Raw genomic sequence first — 19620 nt, forward strand, 5'->3', positions numbered from 1 at the left:
CACATGCGCTAAGCGCTTAACTTTTTTCCACCTAAAAATCTCAAATCTGCACTCTCAAATCTCATATCTAATTGGTACCTTTGCGGATGCTAGAAAAAATCATTATCGTCGATTTTGGTTCGCAATTTACACAACTCATCGCCCGTAGGGTTCGCGAACTAAATATTTACTGTGAAATATATCCATATAACAATTTGCCTGAGGTTACACCTGATGTAAAAGGTATTATATTTTCGGGTAGTCCTTATTCTGTACGTCAGGAAGATGCGCCTCAGATCGATTTATCGAAATACCATTTAAAATATCCGTTACTGGCTGTTTGTTATGGTGCGCAATATATTGCCCAGCATTCTGGCGGTTCGGTTCAGCCTTCGTCAACACGCGAATATGGCCGTGCCAACCTAAATTTTGTTAACCAGGAGAATAAATTATTCAAAGGTATAAACCTGGGTTCTCAGGTTTGGATGAGCCATGGTGATACCATTACCGATATCCCTGAAAATTTTGAATTAATTGCCAGTACCGATAGCGTAAAAGTAGCCGCTTACCACATTAAAGATTCTGATACCTATGCCATCCAGTTCCATCCGGAGGTAACACACAGTATTGACGGAAAAATCCTTTTAGAAAACTTCCTGGTTGATATCTGTGGCTGTAACCAGGACTGGACTTCTTCTGCATTTGTAGAAACCACCATTGCCGATATTCAGGCTACCGTGGGTAATGATAAAGTGGTTTTAGCGCTTTCAGGAGGTGTTGATAGTAGTGTTGCTGCGGTGCTTTTACATAAAGCCATCGGAACCAATCTACACTGTATATTTGTTGATAATGGTTTATTGCGTAAAAACGAATACGAGAGTGTTTTAGAACAATACAAAGATTTCGGATTGAACATTAAAGGTGTTGATGCGAAAGATAAATTTTTAAGTCAATTGGCTGGGGTAGAAGACCCCGAGCAAAAGCGTAAAATTATCGGCCGTGTGTTCATCGAAGTTTTTGATGAAGAATCGCATCTGATCCAGGATGTAAAATGGCTGGCACAAGGTACCATCTATCCCGATATTATTGAGTCGGTTTCGGTTAAAGGTCCTTCGGCAACCATTAAATCGCACCATAACGTTGGTGGTTTACCTGATTTTATGAAACTTAAAGTTGTAGAGCCGCTTAAAACTTTGTTTAAAGATGAAGTAAGGAGAGTGGGTACTGCTTTAGGTTTAGAATCATTTATTCTGGGCCGTCACCCTTTCCCTGGTCCAGGTTTAGGTATTCGTATCATTGGTGAGGTTACTGCAGAAAAAGTAGCTATCTTACAGGATGCAGATAAAATTTATATCGACAACCTGAAAGAAGCCGGATTATACGATCAGGTATGGCAGGCAGGAGCAATCTTTTTGCCGGTAAGGTCTGTTGGGGTAATGGGCGATGAACGTACATACGAAAATGTAATTGCATTAAGGGCCGTTGAATCATTAGATGGTATGACAGCTGATTGGTGCCACTTGCCTTATCCGGTACTGGCTAAAATCTCTAACGAAATCATCAATAAAGTTAAAGGCATTAATAGGGTAGTATACGATATTAGCTCTAAACCGCCTGCAACTATTGAGTGGGAATAACGTTGAGTTAGGAGTTGTGTGTTTTCAGTTTGAAGTTCAAACTGCATAAAATAAATGTGATGCTAGCAAGGTGGAATAAACTTTGCTAGCATATTTTGTTAAAAACGATAGGTATGAATTTTAAAAAGGTTTACTGGTTGCCAGTTTTGTTGATGTTGGTTTTGGGTGCTTGTTCGCCGAAAGTGAGAACCCCTAAACCCGAAACAAGCAAACCGGCCGAGAAAGAAAAACCTGCAGATAAAAAGCCTGTCAAAAAGTTTACCCAGGCCAGCGTTTCTTTGCTGGTTCCTTTTAAGCTTGATGAGCTGAATTTAAAAACCGCTACAAAAGCCGATATCGAGAAATACGCCATGCCGATTGATTTTTATCAGGGTTTTAAATTAGGGCTCGATTCTGCCGCCGCACAGGGTTTAAATTTTAAACTCAATGTTTTTGATACCCAGGATGATAATGCACATATCTCTCTTCTATATAAAAATGAGCGTTTTAAACAGAGCAATTTAATTATCGGTCCTGTTTTTCCCGAAGGTTTGAAATTTATTTCCGGTTATGCTAAAGAAAATAACGCTACTATCGTTTCGCCATTGGCTGCTACCGATCCGGGTGAGTTTAATAACCCAAATTTGGTCTCGGTGGTAAATAATATAGGCCTGCATGGAAAAAAAATCGGTGCCTATATCGCTAAAAGCTTTAATCCTGCCAATACAATCGTCGTAATCATTAATCCGAAGAAAACGGAAGATGAAGCCTTTGCAGCCCCAATCAGGAATTATTTCCAAAACAGTGGTAAATTTTTTGTGCAGGAATATGCGTCAGCCTACACTTTCGAAACTAAAATGATTAAAGGAAAGCAGTATGCCGTGGTCGTGACTTCGTCTGACCGTACTTTTGTATTACCAACTATAGAAAAACTTGCAAAGTTAAAGAATCTGCCGTCTGGTGGCTATGCGATTAACCTTTTTGGACATCCAAATTGGGTAAAACAGAATTATCCGGCCGACAAATTGCAGAACTTGAATACCATTATCAGTTCATCCTATAAAATAGACTATAAAAGCAGCAACGTAGTTACTTTTATCAAAAAATACCGCTATAAATATGGTTTCGAACCTGGAGAATATGCCTTTAAAGGTTTCGATGTTGGCTATTATTTTGGCAGGTTACTGGTAACTTATGGAGAGGATTACAGGGATTATATCGTAAAAGACAGATACAAAGGACTCCATAATAATTTTTCATTTATCCATGATGAAAAATTGGGTTATATTAATACCAGTTTAATGTTGTTGAAGTATAAAAACTTTGCCTTAAATATTGTTGAATAACCGATTATTTCTTCCATTTTTTATTATTGCATGAGAGCAGACCACCAGTTAAGAGCCTTTGAACAGATTTTGAGCAGTTATGATGGGAGTTTGCCATTACACCGCTTTCTGCCCACTTATTTTAAGCAGCATAAACAGATGGGCTCGTCTGACAGGAGATGGGCAACCCGCCATATCTATAGTTTTTTTAGGATGGGTAAGGCTTTGTCTTCACTGGCTAATGAAGAACGGTTGAGTATCGCCGATTTTCTTTGTCACGATACTTTAAGTCAGATTGTAGAGAAAAATTTTCCCGAACTGGTAGAAAGCATTGCAATACCTTTAGAGAAGAAATTAGGTTTGGTTAAAGCAAAATATCCCGATTTTAAAATCGAAGAGGTATATCCTTTTCATGCGGCATTTTCTGGCGATATCGATCAGGAAGCATTTTTTGCTTCGTTTTTTAAGCAACCTGATCTTTTTATCCGGGTAGCTGCAAATGATTCCAAATCGATCATCACCAGGTTAGAAACCGAAAATATAACTGTTAAAGCCATTTCTGATACTGCATTGGCACTACCAAACGGCACCAAACTCGAAACCATTTTAAAAGAAGGGAGTTATCAGGTGCAGGATTTATCGTCACAGCATACAGGCGAATATTTTAAACCCAATAAATGGGATAAATGGTGGGATTGCTGTGCCGCATCAGGCGGGAAAACCTTGCTTTTGCACAGTTTGGAGCCTGTTATCGAACTTTTGGTTTCCGATTTACGCGAAAGCGTGCTCTTAAACCTCGATGAGCGTTTCCGACTAGCCGGTATCAAAAAATACCATAAAAAAGAAATCGATCTTTTACAGAATAACGATCAGATTCTGCATCACTATGCCTTTGACGGAATTATTCTGGATGCGCCCTGTACCGGGTCGGGTACCTGGGGAAGAACCCCTGAAATGCTTACTTTTTTCGAAGAACGTAAAATCAACCAGTTTGCCGCTATTCAAAAAGGGATTGTACAGAATGTAGTGAAATACCTAAAGCCTGGTAAACCATTGGTGTATATTACCTGCTCCGCATTTGCACAGGAAAATGAAGAAGTTGTTCAGCATATAGTGGATACGCTGCCTTTAGAATTGGAAAAGATGGAATTGATAAAAGGTTATGAAAATAACGCTGATACGATGTTTGTGGCAAGGTTGATTAAGAAAAGCCAGGAATAATCAGGATTTACGGATTATAAGATTTTTAAGATCTTGTTTATTAAATTGAGCTAGATTTATTAAGGACTTTTTTGGAGATATTTCCTCACGATCGTCACACTGAACTTGTTTCAGCATCTTTCCTGCAAAATAGACCCTGAATTAAATTCAGGGTGACGTTGCCGCATTTAACCCATCCTAGGTATGCTCAAACCATGACCTAAAATTCTTCTTTAGGTACTTCACAGCTTCAATTAAAACGGCGATGGCTCCAATAATTAAGGTATATTCTTCAAAGCTTTTCATGTGGTGAGCTTTTATGTTTAGATCAATATACGGATTTATTGTTACAGTTTAGTGAGGGGATTGTCATTTATATAATTATCGTCATTCCGACCGCAGTGGAGAAATCTAGTACTTTTTGTTCATTAGATTTCTCCATTCCGCTGCGCTACAGTCGAAATGACGGTCTAGTTAACCACATCATCCATCTCACATCATCCATCTTTAAAGTCCTGTATTATTCCTGAATAATTTAATGGCAATGGCGAGTAAAATTACCCCAAAAGCTTTACGCAAGATATTTAAGCCTGATTTTCCGAAAAGTTTTTCCAGTCTGTTGGTATTTTTCAGTACGAAATAAACAAAAAGCATGTTCAGGATAATCCCAACCAGGATATTTTGGGTATGGTATTCTGTTTTGAGCGAAAGCAAAGTCGTCATTGTTCCGGCGCCGGCAATTAGAGGAAAAGCCAAAGGAACAATTGAAACCGTTTCTGGTGCTTCTTCTTTGAAAATGGTGAGTCCTAAAACCATTTCCATGGCAATGAAAAAGATTACAAAAGAACCTGCGATAGCGAAAGATTCTACGTCCAAACCAATTACTTTAAGTAAAGATTCTCCAAGAAATAAAAAGAGAATCATTAAGCCTGTGGCCACCAAAGATGCCTTTTCTGATTCGATATGACCTGCCTTTCTGCGCAGTTCGATTACAACGGGGATTGCCCCCAAAATATCGATAATTGCAAACAGTACCATCGTTGTAGATAGGATCTGGCTTAAGTTGAACTTCATAAAATCGAGTTTCATAGCAGGACAATTTTAAGCAAAGGTAGCGGAATTTGTATCAAATCCTCAATTGTATCATGATTTATTAGAAATAGAACTGCGTCCTCAGCGTGAGCACATTATCTTTTCTGTCAGCCGTATAACCTTCAATCTGGGTCGATTCGTTTTTAATGATATCGTAATACAGTACAGCTTTAAAATGTGTATTAAAATGGTGTAAAAAACCAAAGCCAAAAGTATCAAAACGGACATCTGCCGGCGAATGTCCTTTAGCGCTGCTGATATCCATTCCCTTCACTTTCGAATTTGGATCATACCAGTCGTATTTTAAAATAATCTGGTTATCGGTACTGTTCAGGGTTTGCACAAAAGTGAGGTAGGCGCCGTTAAATGTTCGGGTATAATAGGGTAGAGCGATCGATTTATTATCAACAGGATAAGAACCTGGCGTGGTAGAATTGGTAGAGGTGCCCGTTTGCAGGCCCGATACCATTTCTGCCCTTAATTCAGATTTCCAGCTTTTGGTTTTCGTAGCCAGCTGAATATCGGCACCATAATACCTCCGTGGAGCAACTTTGTTTATGGTTGTAGCAGACGAATCTTTAAGCATTTTCCACTGGTCATTGATTCTGTCCATCTTGTAACTTACCGGTAAGCGATGGTTTAAGCCGCCCTGTAACGTACTAATACCGCCTGCAATGGTAAAATTATTGAAAGCGTATGTTTTGTGGCTTAGCCTGAAGATGAAATCCTTGCTGTTATCAAACTCAGCAGGGCCTGCCAAACCCTGACCATTGTAAATGCCAAAATCGAATACAAAGTTTTTAAGCGTAGCATCTTTCCATCGCGGATTTAAGGTAAAAGTAACACCAAGATCACGCTCGGTTTTCATTAATATCTGCGACATTCTTCCACGTTCCGGTGCTTCCCTTACCGAAGATGATAACTGAAGTTCATTACCGAACGGCCGGCCGGAAAGCCCTAGGGTAACTGCCAAAATCTTCCATTTATTTTCATAATAACGCCCCCAGAAATCCCTTACCGCAACTCCTTGTTCGGTACCATCAAACTGCAGCACAAAATAAGTAGATGGAGCGCCATCATCGGTTAATAGCATATAGTCGGCCCTTAAACGGCCCCTTCTTAATCTGAATCTGTTATTGGTGAACTCGCCAAAATTTCCGCCCTGATATTCGGCCTGTGTACCGTTTGATTGCGCTGCCTGAAACTGTGGCTGTAGATATCCGCTAAAAGATAATGAACCATATTTTTTTGAGATAATGAGTAAATGGTTAACTGTTGTGGAGTCCATTACATCATTAATTGTTCTTTGGGCATAACTAATTGAAGAAAATAGCGTCAGAAAAGCACTGGCAAGAAAGAATACCTTTTTAAATCCGTTAGAATGGCGGTTCATGTTATCGATTTTTTGCAAAGGTAGCTTTATTAACAATTATTTAACATAAAAAAAGCCCCAACTTGCGTTGAGGCTTCTAAAAATATTATAATTGTTTACAATTCTGGTCTTGGTGGATCTACAGGCTCAACTACTTTGCCGGTATTTCCTAGAACAGAGTTCTTTTTACCATAGAAGAAATAAATTGCAATACCTAAGGCCATCCAGATGGCTAACCTAATCCAGGCTTCGATAGGAAGTGACGACATTAAATAAACGCAAACAATGATACCCATAATCGGTACGAAAGGAACCAATGGGGTTTTGAAAGGACGAGGCCTGTCAGGATCAGTTTTACGCAATAACATTACACCAATACATACCAGTGAGAATGCGAATAAGGTACCAATAGAAACCATGTGACCTAAGTCGGTAACCGGAACAAAACCAGCAAAAATGCTTACAAAAAGCATAAAGAAAATGTTGGTTTTGAAAGGAGTTCTGAATTTAGAGTGGATGCTGCTGAAGAATTTTGGCAGTAATCCGTCTTTAGACATGGTATAGAATACCCTCGATTGTCCCATCAGCATCACCAGTATTACAGAGGTATAACCTGCTAAAATGGCGATAATTAAACCCATTTGTAACCAGTTGTATCCGGTAACTTTAAAAGCTGTAGCAGCAGGAGAGGCGTCACCTTTAAAAACAGTGTAAGGTACCAAACCTGTCATTACGTGTGCAAATAACACATATAATATGGTACAAACTACTAAAGAGCCCAATATACCGATCGGCATACCTTTTTGCGGATTTTTAGCTTCCTGAGCTGCTGTAGAAACCGCATCAAAACCAATAAATGCAAAGAATACCAATGCTGCACCGGCTGCAATACCCGAAATACCGAATTCGCCTTTAACACCTGTGTTAGCAGGAATATAAGGTGTATGGTTAGCAGGGTTGATGAATTTCCAGCCAAGGGCTATGAAAATGATTACCACAGCTACTTTTACAATTACTAAAATGTTGTTTAGACTTGCAGATTCTTTGGTACCGCGGATTAACATCAATGATAGTAACGAAACAATAACCACAGCCGGAAGGTTGATACCTCCGCCATCTACCTCTGCAAATGATTTGGTTAGGTAGAGCGGCATTTCCATGCCAAACTCATGCAATAGTTTATTAAAATATCCAGACCATGAAACGCCAACGGTTGCGGCACCCAGGGCATATTCCAGAACAAGATCCCAACCGATAACCCATGCCATAAACTCGCCCATGGTAGCATAAGAGTAAGTATAAGCACTACCAGCTACCGGGATCATTGATGCAAATTCGGCATAACATAATCCGGCAAAAGCACAGCCAACAGCGGCCAATACGAATGATAAAGTTACAGCAGGGCCAGCGTGGTCAGCAGCTGCAATACCGGTTAAAGAAAATAAGCCTGCACCAATAATAGCTCCAATGCCCAACGCAACAAGGCTTGTACTGCTCAGTGTCCGTTTCAGCGTGCCCTCACCACTTTCAGCAGATTCTGCTATAAGCACATCAATAGGCTTTTTTAGATTCATAAGTTGTTTAGTCTTTTATGTTTGTTGATTTTATGATAATAAGCGGTAAACCTAAATAAAAATTACCAAAAAGAAAAAGGGATTCTGTTAAAATCCCCTTTTCGGTTGTATTATCTCTGTGATTTTACAACTAACGACTCAATGTATCGGTCGTATTGATTAAAGTATCAGTTTTTATGTTGCCCGAAGCATCTGTTTTTTGTTCAATTCTGATTTCCTTCCTTACTTCTTGCTTATGTTCGCCTGCAATTGCCTTAACTGCGATATAAGGAGCAATAACCAGCGAAACAATCGACATTAATTTGATCAAAATGTTCATTGAAGGGCCGGAAGTATCTTTAAAAGGATCGCCAACAGTATCTCCGGTAACAGAAGCCTTGTGTGGTTCTGATTTTTTGTAGTGCATCTCTCCGTTAATCATTACACCTTGTTCGAATGATTTTTTGGCGTTATCCCATGCTCCGCCGGCATTACTCTGGAAAATTCCCATCAATACACCGGTTACAGTTACACCGGCCAGTAAACCGCCCAAAACTTCCGGACCAAAGGTAAAACCTACAATTACGGGTGTAATCAGGGCAATTGCACCTGGCATCATCATTTCGCGGATGGATGCTTTGGTTGAAATGGCTACGCATTTTTCGTATTCAGGTTTGGCTTTGTACTCCATAATACCTGGAATTTCCCTGAACTGACGGCGCACTTCCTGCACCATGTCCATCGCCGCTTTACCAACTGCCTGGATACACAAAGCAGAGAAAATAAAAGGGATCATTCCGCCTACAAATAAACCAGCCAGAACAGGTGCTTTATAGATATCGATGGCTGAAATACCGGCAATGCCCACAAAAGCTGCAAACAGAGCCAGCGAAGTTAAAGCAGCTGATGCAATGGCAAAACCTTTACCTGTGGCAGCAGTAGTGTTACCAACAGCATCTAAATTATCGGTACGTTCGCGTACTTCAGGTGGTAACTGGCTCATTTCTGCAATACCGCCGGCGTTATCTGCAATCGGTCCGAAGGCATCAATGGCCAACTGCATGGCTGTGGTGGCCATCATTCCTGCTGCGGCAATAGCTACACCGTACAAACCTGCAAAATGATAGGAAGCCATAATTCCTCCTGCCAGAACCAGAATCGGGATAACGGTAGATTTCATACCGACAGATAAACCTGCAATAATATTGGTGGCATGACCTGTTGAAGACTGCTGAATGATCGAATTTACAGGTCCTTTACCCATAGCCGTGAAATATTCGGTTACAATACTCATAATCGTACCCACTACCAAACCTACAATAATTGCATAAAATACATTGATGCTCGAAAATTCGTAACCACGTAAGTTTAAAGTTTCAGGCAACATCCATTTTACAATAAAGAAAGAGGCTACTGCTGTAATTATAATGGACGACCAGTTGCCTAAGTTCAGTGCATTTTGAACATTTGATTTTTCATCTTTAATGGTGACGAACCACGTGCCGATAATTGAAAATATAATTCCCAGTCCGCAAATTACCATGGGTAATAAAATTGGCGACATGCCTCCGAATTTATCTGTTACATTAATTTCCTGTCCTAAAACCATTGTGGCTAAAATGGTTGCCACATAAGAACCAAATAAATCGGCGCCCATACCCGCAACATCGCCCACATTATCACCTACGTTATCGGCAATGGTTGCCGGGTTACGCACATCATCCTCCGGGATTCCGGCTTCTACCTTCCCTACTAAATCGGCACCCACATCGGCAGCTTTGGTATAAATACCTCCGCCTACACGGGCAAAAAGAGCAATTGATTCTGCTCCTAAAGAAAAACCGGTTAAAACTTCTATCGCGGTTTTCATTTCAACACTGTTAACTGAAACTACATTGAAATGTTTAAGAAATACTATAAACAAACCACCTAATCCCAAAACGGCTAGTCCGGCAACCCCCAAACCCATTACGGTACCTCCGGTAAATGAAACTTTTAAGGCTTGCTTTAAACTTGTTCTGGCCGCTTGTGTGGTTCTTACATTGGCTTTAGTAGCCGATTTCATGCCGATATAACCTGCTGTAGCAGAAAATACCGCTCCGATAATAAAGGAAATTGAAATAATCCAGCTCGAATGCATTGGAACGCCTTTAATTTCGGTAATGGTTCCTGAGTAGGCCAATAATGCTGCCGTAAAAACAGCAAAAATGCTCAATACCCTCCATTCGGCTTTCAAAAAGGCCATAGCACCATCTGCTATATAGCCTGCAAGCTCCTGCATGTTTTTATCACCTGCATCCTGCTTATTTACCCAGGCGCTTTTAATCATCATAACTATTATCCCAACTAGGCCCAAAGCCGGGATACAGTAAATTAAATTGTTTTGTAAAAAATCCATAGTTAATAATTGGTTTTATATTTGGTTAGTTGTTTATTGGTTAATTGGTCATTGGTTCAATAGTCATTGGTCATTTGGTTAACTGGTTAATTGTTTAAATTGGTTAATCGGCGCTGGTCGCCAAATGCCCGGCGCTAAGCTCATCGCTCCAAACTCTTCGCTAGCAACGCTCTAGCAAGATAACAAAATATTCTTGTGGTTAAAATTTTACAACAACTGTGAATAAATTTTTGTCATGGTAAAATAATATCCTACAATTTCTTTTTTTTAAATAAATTAGCCCCAAACTAAACAGAACTGAAATGGAAATTCAAAAGGAAGGTGAACCTTCTAAAAGAAAATTAAGCCTTTTTGACGCTACAATGCTGGTAATGGGTTCGATGATTGGTAGCGGTATTTTTATCGTAAGTGCCGATATCATGAGGAATTTAGGTTCTGGTTATTGGTTAATTGTGGTTTGGATAATTACCGGTGTGATGACCGTTGCAGCTGCAATTTCTTATGGAGAGCTTTCTTCCATGTTTCCTAAAGCAGGCGGACAATACACTTATCTGAAAGAGATTTTTGGTAAAATGATGGGCTTCTTATACGGGTGGGGATTGTTCACTGTAATTCAAACAGGTACTATTGCTGCGGTAGCTGTTGCTTTTGGTAAGTTTACGGCTTATTTAATACCCGCCTTGAACGATGCAGCGCCAATTTTCCAGAGTGGCAGTTATAAAATTACGTGGATCCAGATTTTAGCGATCGCTGTAATCCTTCTTTTAACCTATATTAATACCAAAGGCGTTGAAGGTGGTAAAATCTTACAGAATATTTTTACGGGTTCTAAAATTGTTGCTTTAATCGGATTGATTGTTTTAGGTTTTCTATTGGTTAAAAACAGTTTCTGGAGCGGAAATATGAGTCTTGGATGGAGTGCTTTTAACAACCTTAAAACAGATCCCAGCGGAAACCTCCTCAAATCGGGATGGGAATCCATTTCCGGAATGACTATAATGGGAGGGATTGCAGCGGCGATGGTAGGCTCGGTATTTTCGAGTGTAGCATGGGAAAATGTAACCTTTGTTTCTGGAGAGATCGAAAACCCAAGGAAAAATGTTGTACGATCGATGGTTTTGGGCACTACTGCAGTAATGATACTTTATTTAATGGTCAATTTTGTATACCTCAATACCTTAAACAGGGATAGTATTGCTTTTGCGCTAAACGATAGGGTTGCTGTTGTGGCCTCTGAGCAGATTTTCGGCAGCGGGGTAGGTACCATCGTAATTGCTGTACTCGTGATGATTTCTACCTTTGGTTGTGTTAACGGGATTGTATTGGCCGGTGCCAGGGTTTTTCAGAGCATGGCAGAAGATGGCATGTTTTTTAAAGCAGCACTTAAAAATAATAAAAATGGTGTTCCTGAAAAATCACTTTGGATGCAGGGAATCTGGGCTTCTGTTTTGTGTTTAAGCGGACAGTATGGAAATCTTTTAGACATGATTTCTTTTGTTATCGTGCTGTTTTACATGATTACCGTTTTTGGCGTTATTTATTTAAGGATCAAAAAACCTAACGTCGAACGTCCTTATAAAACATGGTTATATCCCGTTACCCCAATTATTTACTTGCTGATCGGTGCTGCATTTTGCGTTTTGCTGCTGATTTATAAACAACAGTATACCTGGCCAGGACTTTTAATTGTGATCCTGGGCGTTCCTGTTTATTTTTCATTAATAAAAAAGAACAGCAGGCTTAACCAGATATAAGCAATATTTAAATTCGTTTCCAAAACCCGCAGACTTTTAAAACCTGCGGGTTTTTTATACCCGAATAATTTGTTTTTTTTGAAAGCAGGGTTCCGTATCAATCGGTTCCGAAGGCCCTGCTGTCCGCTTTACTTCGTGTCCGCTGCCATCAGGTTTATTTTGGTTGGTTTTGTGCAGGGAACAACGTTTTTAAACCCGACATAGCGGATACCGGCCCAGTGTTTAAGGCCTGCAGGCGCCCGCCTGAACGAACGGGCAGGCATGAGCATGTGGTGGGACTAACGTTGCAATAAAACCCAGGCTTTGCTTTACTAAAAAAGAATACACAATCCAAACCTATAACTGCCCAATCTGTTGCCCCTAACGCCTAACGCCTAACGCCTAACGCCTAACGCCTAACGCCTAACGCCTAACGCCTAACGCCTAACGCCTAACGCCTAACGCCTAAACCCTTCAAAAACCGTATCATTTTTAAGACTTGAAATATAAATTTGATTCCTGACCTATTACTATATAGAAAACTTTTCAACAATTTTACACAACCTATGGTATTAGTTAAAATGCGGTTTTAAGCCATTTAAGCTTTGGTTTTCTTTTATTTTGATTTCGCATTAATGATTGTTAATGAGGCTGATGCCTCACAATTGGCCTGATATTTGGTTTATAAAGCGTAGTAGCAGCAGCTACACTAATCAAATTTTTAACCTTTAAACTTTAAAACTATGGCTTTCAAAGCTGGATTAAATTTTTCAGGCAAAGGGTACCCGGTACTTCAGTATGCCTATGCGTTAAACCGTGATGTAAATATATTTGGAAATCCCTGTTCCAATAGTTACGGTACCAATACAAATATCAGATCAGGCGAAAACCTGGATTAATTATCCTAATGTTCATTTGAGTTGTTAAACTCAATGCTATTGCCGCTTAACGCCAACCGCTATTTGCTTGGCACTTTTTTAACCTTTAACATGCAGATTATGCGCTCATCTTTTCGTTATAATATATTTTTTGTTTTGCTATACCTGATAGGTATCTGTTTTGCAGGTTGTAATGAAGATAGTAAGCCCGTCAATAACCACGTAACAGAAAAAGTAAATATTACCGATCTTTTTCTTTCCTACACCGATTCTGTGGCAAAACTTCCCTTAAACAGCTTTAATAAAGCCGGTATAGTATCATTAAATAAAACATTTGCTGATAAATTACCATTAACCATATATAACGGTAAACAAGAAAGTGATGATAAAAATATTATCGTTCAAGCTTACCAAAATAACAATACTGCTGCTATAAGCGCAGGGATGATATTACTGGTACCAAAATCTATTACCGACTCATTACATGTAGGCGATTTTACCCATCGTTTCGGAAATATTAAAAAAGAAGAATCAATTTCTGTCACCGAACAGCCACTTCCTGTTGAAATAAATATAGATGCCCATACATCGATTAAATTAACTTTTAACAATAATGAAAAACTCGATCGTGCCCAGGTAACCATGGTTGAGGTTTTAAAATATAGATAAAAAACAATGAATACGCTCGTAAAAATTAAGGAATATGATGCACACGGTGGACCTTCTAACGTTAAAATGGGGGGCGATGGCCATTCGCAAACCTCCACAACTACAGGTAGGTTTGTGATTAAAAGCATCGAAAAACATGTGAGTTATGGCCGTTATGCCATGTGGTCGGGCATTGCCTGGGGAACCGAAGTGAAAATAAGTGGCAATATTGTGATGGTGAAGCAGCTTGGCAGCTGGAAAAAATTAACCGATGTAAATGCTCAGTGGGGAAAATATAAAAACGATCAGAAAGGCGTTACCGATGCCGTACTTAAATACCAGCGCGATCTTTATCCCAATTCACCGATCCCAACCAAATGGCTTTTTAACGATTTCGGGCATATTTCGGTGAAGTATTTTAAAGATACAAACAACGACCGGAAAATGAACGGAAAGGAATATATCATGGGTGATTTTATCCATACCACCCCACCCGATGAGGCCGCAACAGCAGGGGGAAGAATTTTCCAGCTGGCAGAATCGCATGGTTGTATCCATGTACGACCAAATGATATCGATACCATGATCGGAAATGGTTATCTGAAAAAAGGCAATACTATAGAAGTGCATCCCTACAATAAAAAAATGATAGAGGCTTCGCCAAAACGAAATGCAGCAGGAACGCAATTTGAAGTGCATTTCTATCCCGGACTTTATAAAATTGCAGTTTATAAAACAATGTAGCCAATTGTGCTACCGGTACAGTAAATGAATACACTATGGAAAACAAACTTATCGTAGAAATCAGTATTGAAGATTCGGCAATTCCACATTTTGCCTCTTTTAATCTGCTACAGGCTTTTAACCAGCACCATTATTTTGAACTGCATTTTAACCACGACCAGCTGGGCGCACCAGGTTTAATCAGTTTAGACGATAGCCGCGATTTTGTAGGTAAAACCCTCACCGCTTCTTTTGGTCATTCACCAGAAAATTTGCAACATTTTGCAGGTCTGGTTACAAAAGTAGAACTCTCACAAAGCCATGGTTATCATGGCGTACTCGTTGTAAGTGGATATAGTCCTACTATATTAATAGACCGCGGCCCGGATTTAGGTTCTTATCTCGATAAGGATCTGGATACCATTGTTAAGCTGGCTACCAAAGATACGCCGGCTAACGATTTGGCGATCGTAAGTAATGCATCAAGAAAAACGGCAATCGATTATCTTATCCAATACCGCGAAAGTGATTTCGAATTCCTGAACCGCTTGTCAGGCGAGTACCACGAATGGTTTTATTACGATGGTAAACAGCTTAATTTCGGGAAACCTGATAAACAGAAAGAGGTAGCACTTTTTTATGGTCGTGATGTATTCAACCTGCAATATGCAATGGAAGTTTCGCCCATTAAATACAAGCGTTTTGCCTACAATCCCAAACAGGATGAAATGTTACACAGCGAAAGTGCGGGCAAGGCGGATGGAAACCCAGATTTGTCGCATGCCATCAAGGCATCCAACACGATGTACAGCAAAACTTTCAATCAGCCATCTCTGATCAGGGTTGACAATAGCAGCGATATCAAAAGCCATGTAGAAAACGAAGAAAAAGCACACATCAGCGAATTGTTAAAAATTAATGCAGGTGGCGATAATGCAGGGCTTAGTATTGGCAGCATTGCCGAAATAACCATGAGCATCAGAAAAGAACTGGCTTTTTCTACCGAAAGTTTAGGGAAGTTCCTCATCACAAACATTAACCACCAGATTGATGGAACAGGTAAATACAGCAATACTTTCGAAGGTTTGGTGGCTACCACTGAGCGTATAAAGGTAAAAAATTACCAAAAACCGCAATCGGATATGCAACTGGCCGATGTGGTTGATAACGATGATCCGCAGGGGCAGGGCCGGGTGAAGGTGAAGTTTAAATGGGAATGCCAAACCAACGATCCTACCGAATGGCTAAGGGTAATCAGCCCGAATGCAGGTAACGGAGATACGGGAAAAAACCGGGGCTTCCATGTCATCCCCGAAAAAGGAGACCAGGTAGTAATTGCTTTCGAAGAAGGTAATGTGGCCCGGCCTGTAGTAATGGGCAGTGTTTACCATGGAAAAAGCGGCGATAGCAGCGGCTTTAAAAATAGTAATGTAAAAGGCATGACTTCGAGAAAAGGAAGCTGTTTAAGTTTTGATGACCTAAACCACGCTTTGAATCTCGGTACCAATGCAGCCAATTTTGTAAAAATAGAAAATGGCCCGGGGCTGATTACAGCAGAATCTGCTGAAACGATCGTAATTAAAACGGGTTTAAGCAGTATTACAATGAAGAAAGACGGAACGATTGATATTATTGGCGAAATCATTAATATTCAAGGGAAGAACTCGGTGAACATCAATTGGGGCGATAAATCTGGGATTAGTGTATTTGTAGGTAAATCAGGTTATACCAATTACAGTTTTGATGGAAAAACCAAGAAAGAATCTGTAACTGAGGGGATTTCCGTAACCAGTGGAACAACAATTCTTTCAAAATCGGATGGGGTACAAACGATAAATGGTAGTCAAGTAGATATTAATTAAGTTAGCTATGAGTAGATTTAAATTTTTTAGTGATGAAGAACCAGTTCATGTCGAAAATAAAACAGATACACAGTATGATAAGGTAGTTGATATTGAAAAGACTGATCCTATACTCTTAAAATATCGTTGTGAACAAACGGTTGCTACCAAATTAAATAATGTAATTACCAATCACGCTACCACAAAGCGAGAGTTTCATGTTAAAAACAGAATTGACAATGGGAATCTTATTGTAGAAGTTTTGCTTTTCGATAATATTATTCAGATAAATCCTTCTAATCTCTCAGAAGCAATGGACTTGTTTTCATCCCTGGATCTGATTAAATGTAATATAACCGTGCAGGTTGACAGAGAGACAGGGAAAATAAACAAGATATTGAACTACGGTGAGGTGCTAAAAAATTGGGAAAGTTTTAAAGGCAATATAAAAGAACGGTATTCTTTTTTGAGATCAAGTAATGCCGAAATTGAACTCCAAAAATTTATTTATTTGGCAGAAGCGCAGATTAAGGATGAAAAACTCCTCATTGAGGATATACATACTAAGTTGTTCTTTGATCTTTTTTTTGATAGGTATCTTGTTAAGCTTTCAGACCTATATAAACCTTATACTTTGAATTACCATTCCCAGCTTTTTGAAGGCATTGCAGTGCCGTTGCATGTTTCATCAGAAATTATTTTTGAAAAACCATCAACTGTTGAGCTTAAGAAACAGGGTAAGATAGAGATAAAAGAGATTGATATTAATGCAATCAAAAAACAGTACGACCAAAAATTTCAGCCTATTGTAGGGTATAAATTTTCAGATTACGATTTTCAATATCAGGTTAGGCAAGTTGTTAATACGGATTTGTCATTAATTGAAGAAACTGATCTTTTTCTTGCTGAAGAAGTTAAAAATAATGTTGAAGTAGTTGTAGACTATAAATTAAGGAGGATAGAATGAGTTATTCTTATGTACATGAGGGTGCTAATGTTATTTGTACCAATATGACTAATGGAAAACCGCTTCAAATTGGCATCAGTAGGGTTTCCACGGTAATCTTAGCAAGTAAAAAAGCCCCTTTGCTAAATATTGATGATAGAAAAATCAGTGATACTTTTTCGTGTAAGGTTGCAAGTAAATTTTGGGGAGGATTACAGATTTTAACTGCAGTAATTGCGGTAGCTGCATTGGCTGTTGCAACTGTAGCAACCGGCGGGTTAGCATTGGTAGCAGCAGGGGTAATGCTTGCGGCTGCGGGAACCAGTATTGTAGCTGGTGTAACCGGTTTATACAAGATAGGGCACGATTGTGATGCAACGCTAAATGGTACGTGGATGTTGCCGCATGGAGGGGTTAAAATTGATAAAAAACAAGCTTTACTTAGTCAATCATTGATGAACTGCCCAAAAGGTGGGGTTGTTTCTATTATCATCGATCCGGTTATTGCAATGGCTGCCGCAAAAGAAATCACTAGTAATAATAATGCTGAAATTGCAGCCCATTTAACTTCTCAGGCAATAATTGGTGTAATTACTGCTGCTACAGCTTTTACACCTATAGGTTTATTGGTGGCAGCTCCTATTGCGGTTTATGGTTATATTGATGGCGAAAATAGTAAGGAAGAAGCAGCAAAAAAAAATCTTCCAATTTGGAGGTGGAGCGATGTGGGTGATGCAGCGAAAACTGAAGGCCTGATGAATCAACCTTTGGGTGTAAGTGGAGCAATGGTTGAAAGTGGGGTAAAATTAACGATTGAGAATAAGGCGATTACTCAAGAAATTGCAGAACATAATTTACAGGCAGCCTTGTTGAGAGCAGAAGGGAATGTGGCTGGCGCAGAGGCTGCTGAGTTAACGGCTATGCGTTTAACAAGGATGTATCCCAGTACAAGAAATGCATTTATAGGACCTGAGTTCTGGAAAGGTTTCTTTAAAGGACTAGGTGGAGCAGTTGCAAACTATTTGATAGACAGAGGATCTGACAGTTATGAATTGGCGAAAGCAAAATCTTCATTATTAGCTTCTGATAATGCTAATAATCAAGATATAGATAATAATATTAGTGTAATAGCAAATAATCCCAAGTAAATGAATAAGCAAATATCACAAGCAATTGGCTGGGCTTTAGGAGTATTAGTTGTATTCCCTTTAATAATTTATGGCGTTAACATTTTGTTCAAATCCAAAGCGAATGAGGCAAAAGAACATATTGATGAATATTTGGAGGAATTTGTACCTATTAGTACCAGTTTCCCTAAATATAAAGATCTAAAATTGTCATATTCTCAATATTCTACTTCATTAACAAGTCCTGCGGGTAGTACATATAAAATATCTTTTTTTGATAGTATACTGAATAAGCATTGCCAGATTATGTTCTTTAATTATCCTGACTTTGAAGCGTCTAAGTTTACCACGGTATTGCATAACAAACAAATAATTATTTCTATCAATAAAGATGATTTAAAAAATCCTCACTATGGAACAAAAGAAAATCCAATACCTGTTTTTAAGGTAAGGGAAAATCTGCCAGATTCGGTTAGTAAAAACAGAGGCTATGAAGATGGTTGGAATGTTGATATTACCGATAAGCAGTTTAGATATAATGTAGAGCAGTATTTGACCTATATTATGTCAAAAGAAGAATTTCAGAAACGTTTTGGGAAAACTAATTGATTTAGGTTTAGTGTAATGAACAAACAGATTTCACAGGCCATTGGTTGGGCACTTGGTGTATTAATATTTTCCCACTATTAATTTATGGGATAAATTATTTTTCTAAAAATAGATCCAATGATAGCAGATTTGCAATTCATGATTACATTAATAATTCTTCTGAATATAAGATTTTTATCCCGCATAATACTGAAGTAAAAACATTTAGCTACAGAACATCTTTTTCTGCACCTCAATCCAATTATTATACATTGAGGTTTAGAGATGCTAAGAATGGTAGATGGCTTTCTTTTATTTTTTTTAATTATCCTATGGATAAACGACTTGCTTTCGATGCAGTAATGGATGAAAAAGAAGCTCTTTTAACAATTAACAAGGATGATTTAAAAAATCCTAACTATGGAACAAAAGAAAATCCAATTCCTGTTTTTAAGGTAAGGGAAAATATTCCAGATTCGGTTAGTAAAAATAGAGGCTATGAAGATGGTTGGAATGTTGATATTACTGAAAACCAGTTTAAATATAATGTAGAACAATACTTAACCTACATCATGCCAAAAGACGAATTTAAAAAGCGTTT

General features: G+C 38.9%; 16 protein-coding genes. 12 read left to right on the forward strand and 4 right to left on the reverse strand.

Features of this window, described 5'->3' with window-relative positions:
- The first annotated feature begins 86 nt into the window (after positions 1-86).
- The 3 genes from guaA (at position 87) to DRW42_RS20320 (ending at position 4141) form a co-directional block, all read left to right on the forward strand.
- Entirely contained in the window at positions 87-1616 is a 1530-nt protein-coding gene (gene guaA, locus DRW42_RS20310) for a glutamine-hydrolyzing GMP synthase (RefSeq protein ID WP_113950662.1), read from the forward strand.
- Positions 1617-1729: 113 nt separating this feature from the next.
- On the forward strand, positions 1730-2941 hold the full coding sequence (locus DRW42_RS20315) for a type 1 periplasmic-binding domain-containing protein (RefSeq protein ID WP_113950663.1): 1212 nt from the start codon (positions 1730-1732) through the stop codon (positions 2939-2941).
- Between the two features lie 30 nt (positions 2942-2971).
- Positions 2972-4141, forward strand: a complete 1170-nt coding sequence (locus tag DRW42_RS20320; protein ID WP_113950664.1) for an RsmB/NOP family class I SAM-dependent RNA methyltransferase — start codon at positions 2972-2974, stop codon at positions 4139-4141.
- A gap of 486 nt (positions 4142-4627) precedes the next feature.
- Here DRW42_RS20320 and DRW42_RS20325 read toward each other — a convergent pair whose 3' ends face one another.
- The 4 genes from DRW42_RS20325 to DRW42_RS20340 all read right to left on the reverse strand — a co-directional run bounded on the left by DRW42_RS20325 (position 4628) and on the right by DRW42_RS20340 (position 10535).
- On the reverse strand, positions 4628-5194 hold the full coding sequence (locus DRW42_RS20325; protein ID WP_025145664.1) for a MarC family protein: 567 nt from the start codon (positions 5192-5194) through the stop codon (positions 4628-4630).
- Positions 5195-5273: 79 nt separating this feature from the next.
- The gene (locus DRW42_RS20330; RefSeq protein ID WP_208643603.1) at positions 5274-6605 is read right to left on the reverse strand and encodes a porin; all 1332 of its coding nucleotides are present in this window, start codon (positions 6603-6605) and stop codon (positions 5274-5276) included.
- A 95-nt stretch (positions 6606-6700) separates the two neighbouring features.
- Positions 6701-8158 (reverse strand): amino acid permease, encoded by a 1458-nt coding sequence (locus DRW42_RS20335; protein WP_113950665.1) that lies wholly within the window; start codon positions 8156-8158, stop codon positions 6701-6703.
- A 130-nt stretch (positions 8159-8288) separates the two neighbouring features.
- Entirely contained in the window at positions 8289-10535 is a 2247-nt protein-coding gene (locus DRW42_RS20340; RefSeq protein ID WP_113950666.1) for a sodium-translocating pyrophosphatase, read from the reverse strand.
- Positions 10536-10837: 302 nt separating this feature from the next.
- On the opposite strand from DRW42_RS20340, the gene DRW42_RS20345 reads away from it, so the two are divergent.
- From DRW42_RS20345 to DRW42_RS28850, 9 genes are all read left to right on the forward strand, one after another.
- Entirely contained in the window at positions 10838-12289 is a 1452-nt protein-coding gene (locus DRW42_RS20345) for an APC family permease (RefSeq protein ID WP_113950667.1), read from the forward strand.
- A gap of 722 nt (positions 12290-13011) precedes the next feature.
- Positions 13012-13167 carry a hypothetical protein gene (locus DRW42_RS29105; protein ID WP_208643604.1) on the forward strand — a complete coding sequence of 52 codons (156 nt, stop codon included), beginning with the start codon at positions 13012-13014 and terminating at the stop codon, positions 13165-13167.
- A 33-nt stretch (positions 13168-13200) separates the two neighbouring features.
- Positions 13201-13815, forward strand: coding sequence for a hypothetical protein (locus DRW42_RS20355; RefSeq protein ID WP_113950668.1), 615 nt, complete (start codon positions 13201-13203; stop codon positions 13813-13815).
- A gap of 6 nt (positions 13816-13821) precedes the next feature.
- The gene (locus DRW42_RS20360; protein ID WP_113950669.1) at positions 13822-14538 is read left to right on the forward strand and encodes a hypothetical protein; all 717 of its coding nucleotides are present in this window, start codon (positions 13822-13824) and stop codon (positions 14536-14538) included.
- A gap of 35 nt (positions 14539-14573) precedes the next feature.
- Positions 14574-16379, forward strand: a complete 1806-nt coding sequence (locus DRW42_RS20365; protein ID WP_113950670.1) for a phage baseplate assembly protein V — start codon at positions 14574-14576, stop codon at positions 16377-16379.
- Positions 16380-16386: 7 nt separating this feature from the next.
- A complete protein-coding gene (locus DRW42_RS20370; protein ID WP_113950671.1) occupies positions 16387-17325 on the forward strand; it encodes a hypothetical protein in 939 nt (312 codons plus the stop codon).
- On the forward strand, positions 17322-18452 hold the full coding sequence (locus DRW42_RS20375; protein WP_113950672.1) for a DUF4280 domain-containing protein: 1131 nt from the start codon (positions 17322-17324) through the stop codon (positions 18450-18452). The genes DRW42_RS20370 and DRW42_RS20375 overlap by 4 nt, the downstream gene beginning before the upstream one ends.
- Positions 18453-19040, forward strand: coding sequence for a DUF8188 family protein (locus tag DRW42_RS20380; RefSeq protein WP_113950673.1), 588 nt, complete (start codon positions 18453-18455; stop codon positions 19038-19040).
- A 44-nt stretch (positions 19041-19084) separates the two neighbouring features.
- Positions 19085-19620, forward strand: a 536-nt coding sequence (locus DRW42_RS28850) for a DUF8188 family protein (protein ID WP_113950674.1), incomplete at its 3' end; no start/stop codon positions are given.

Source organism: Pedobacter miscanthi, from assembly GCF_003315595.1.
Classification (GTDB): Bacteria; Bacteroidota; Bacteroidia; order Sphingobacteriales; family Sphingobacteriaceae; genus Pedobacter; species Pedobacter miscanthi.

Coding starts and splice junctions, on each gene's coding strand:
- guaA (WP_113950662.1), top strand. CDS start 87: ATGCTAGAAAAAATCATTATCGTCGATTTTGGTTCGCAATTTACACAA.
- DRW42_RS20315 (WP_113950663.1), top strand. CDS start 1,730: ATGAATTTTAAAAAGGTTTACTGGTTGCCAGTTTTGTTGATGTTGGTT.
- DRW42_RS20320 (WP_113950664.1), top strand. CDS start 2,972: ATGAGAGCAGACCACCAGTTAAGAGCCTTTGAACAGATTTTGAGCAGT.
- DRW42_RS20325 (WP_025145664.1), bottom strand. CDS start 5,194: ATGAAGTTCAACTTAAGCCAGATCCTATCTACAACGATGGTACTGTTT.
- DRW42_RS20330 (WP_208643603.1), bottom strand. CDS start 6,605: ATGAACCGCCATTCTAACGGATTTAAAAAGGTATTCTTTCTTGCCAGT.
- DRW42_RS20335 (WP_113950665.1), bottom strand. CDS start 8,158: ATGAATCTAAAAAAGCCTATTGATGTGCTTATAGCAGAATCTGCTGAA.
- DRW42_RS20340 (WP_113950666.1), bottom strand. CDS start 10,535: ATGGATTTTTTACAAAACAATTTAATTTACTGTATCCCGGCTTTGGGC.
- DRW42_RS20345 (WP_113950667.1), top strand. CDS start 10,838: ATGGAAATTCAAAAGGAAGGTGAACCTTCTAAAAGAAAATTAAGCCTT.
- DRW42_RS29105 (WP_208643604.1), top strand. CDS start 13,012: ATGGCTTTCAAAGCTGGATTAAATTTTTCAGGCAAAGGGTACCCGGTA.
- DRW42_RS20355 (WP_113950668.1), top strand. CDS start 13,201: ATGCTATTGCCGCTTAACGCCAACCGCTATTTGCTTGGCACTTTTTTA.
- DRW42_RS20360 (WP_113950669.1), top strand. CDS start 13,822: ATGAATACGCTCGTAAAAATTAAGGAATATGATGCACACGGTGGACCT.
- DRW42_RS20365 (WP_113950670.1), top strand. CDS start 14,574: ATGGAAAACAAACTTATCGTAGAAATCAGTATTGAAGATTCGGCAATT.
- DRW42_RS20370 (WP_113950671.1), top strand. CDS start 16,387: ATGAGTAGATTTAAATTTTTTAGTGATGAAGAACCAGTTCATGTCGAA.
- DRW42_RS20375 (WP_113950672.1), top strand. CDS start 17,322: ATGAGTTATTCTTATGTACATGAGGGTGCTAATGTTATTTGTACCAAT.
- DRW42_RS20380 (WP_113950673.1), top strand. CDS start 18,453: ATGAATAAGCAAATATCACAAGCAATTGGCTGGGCTTTAGGAGTATTA.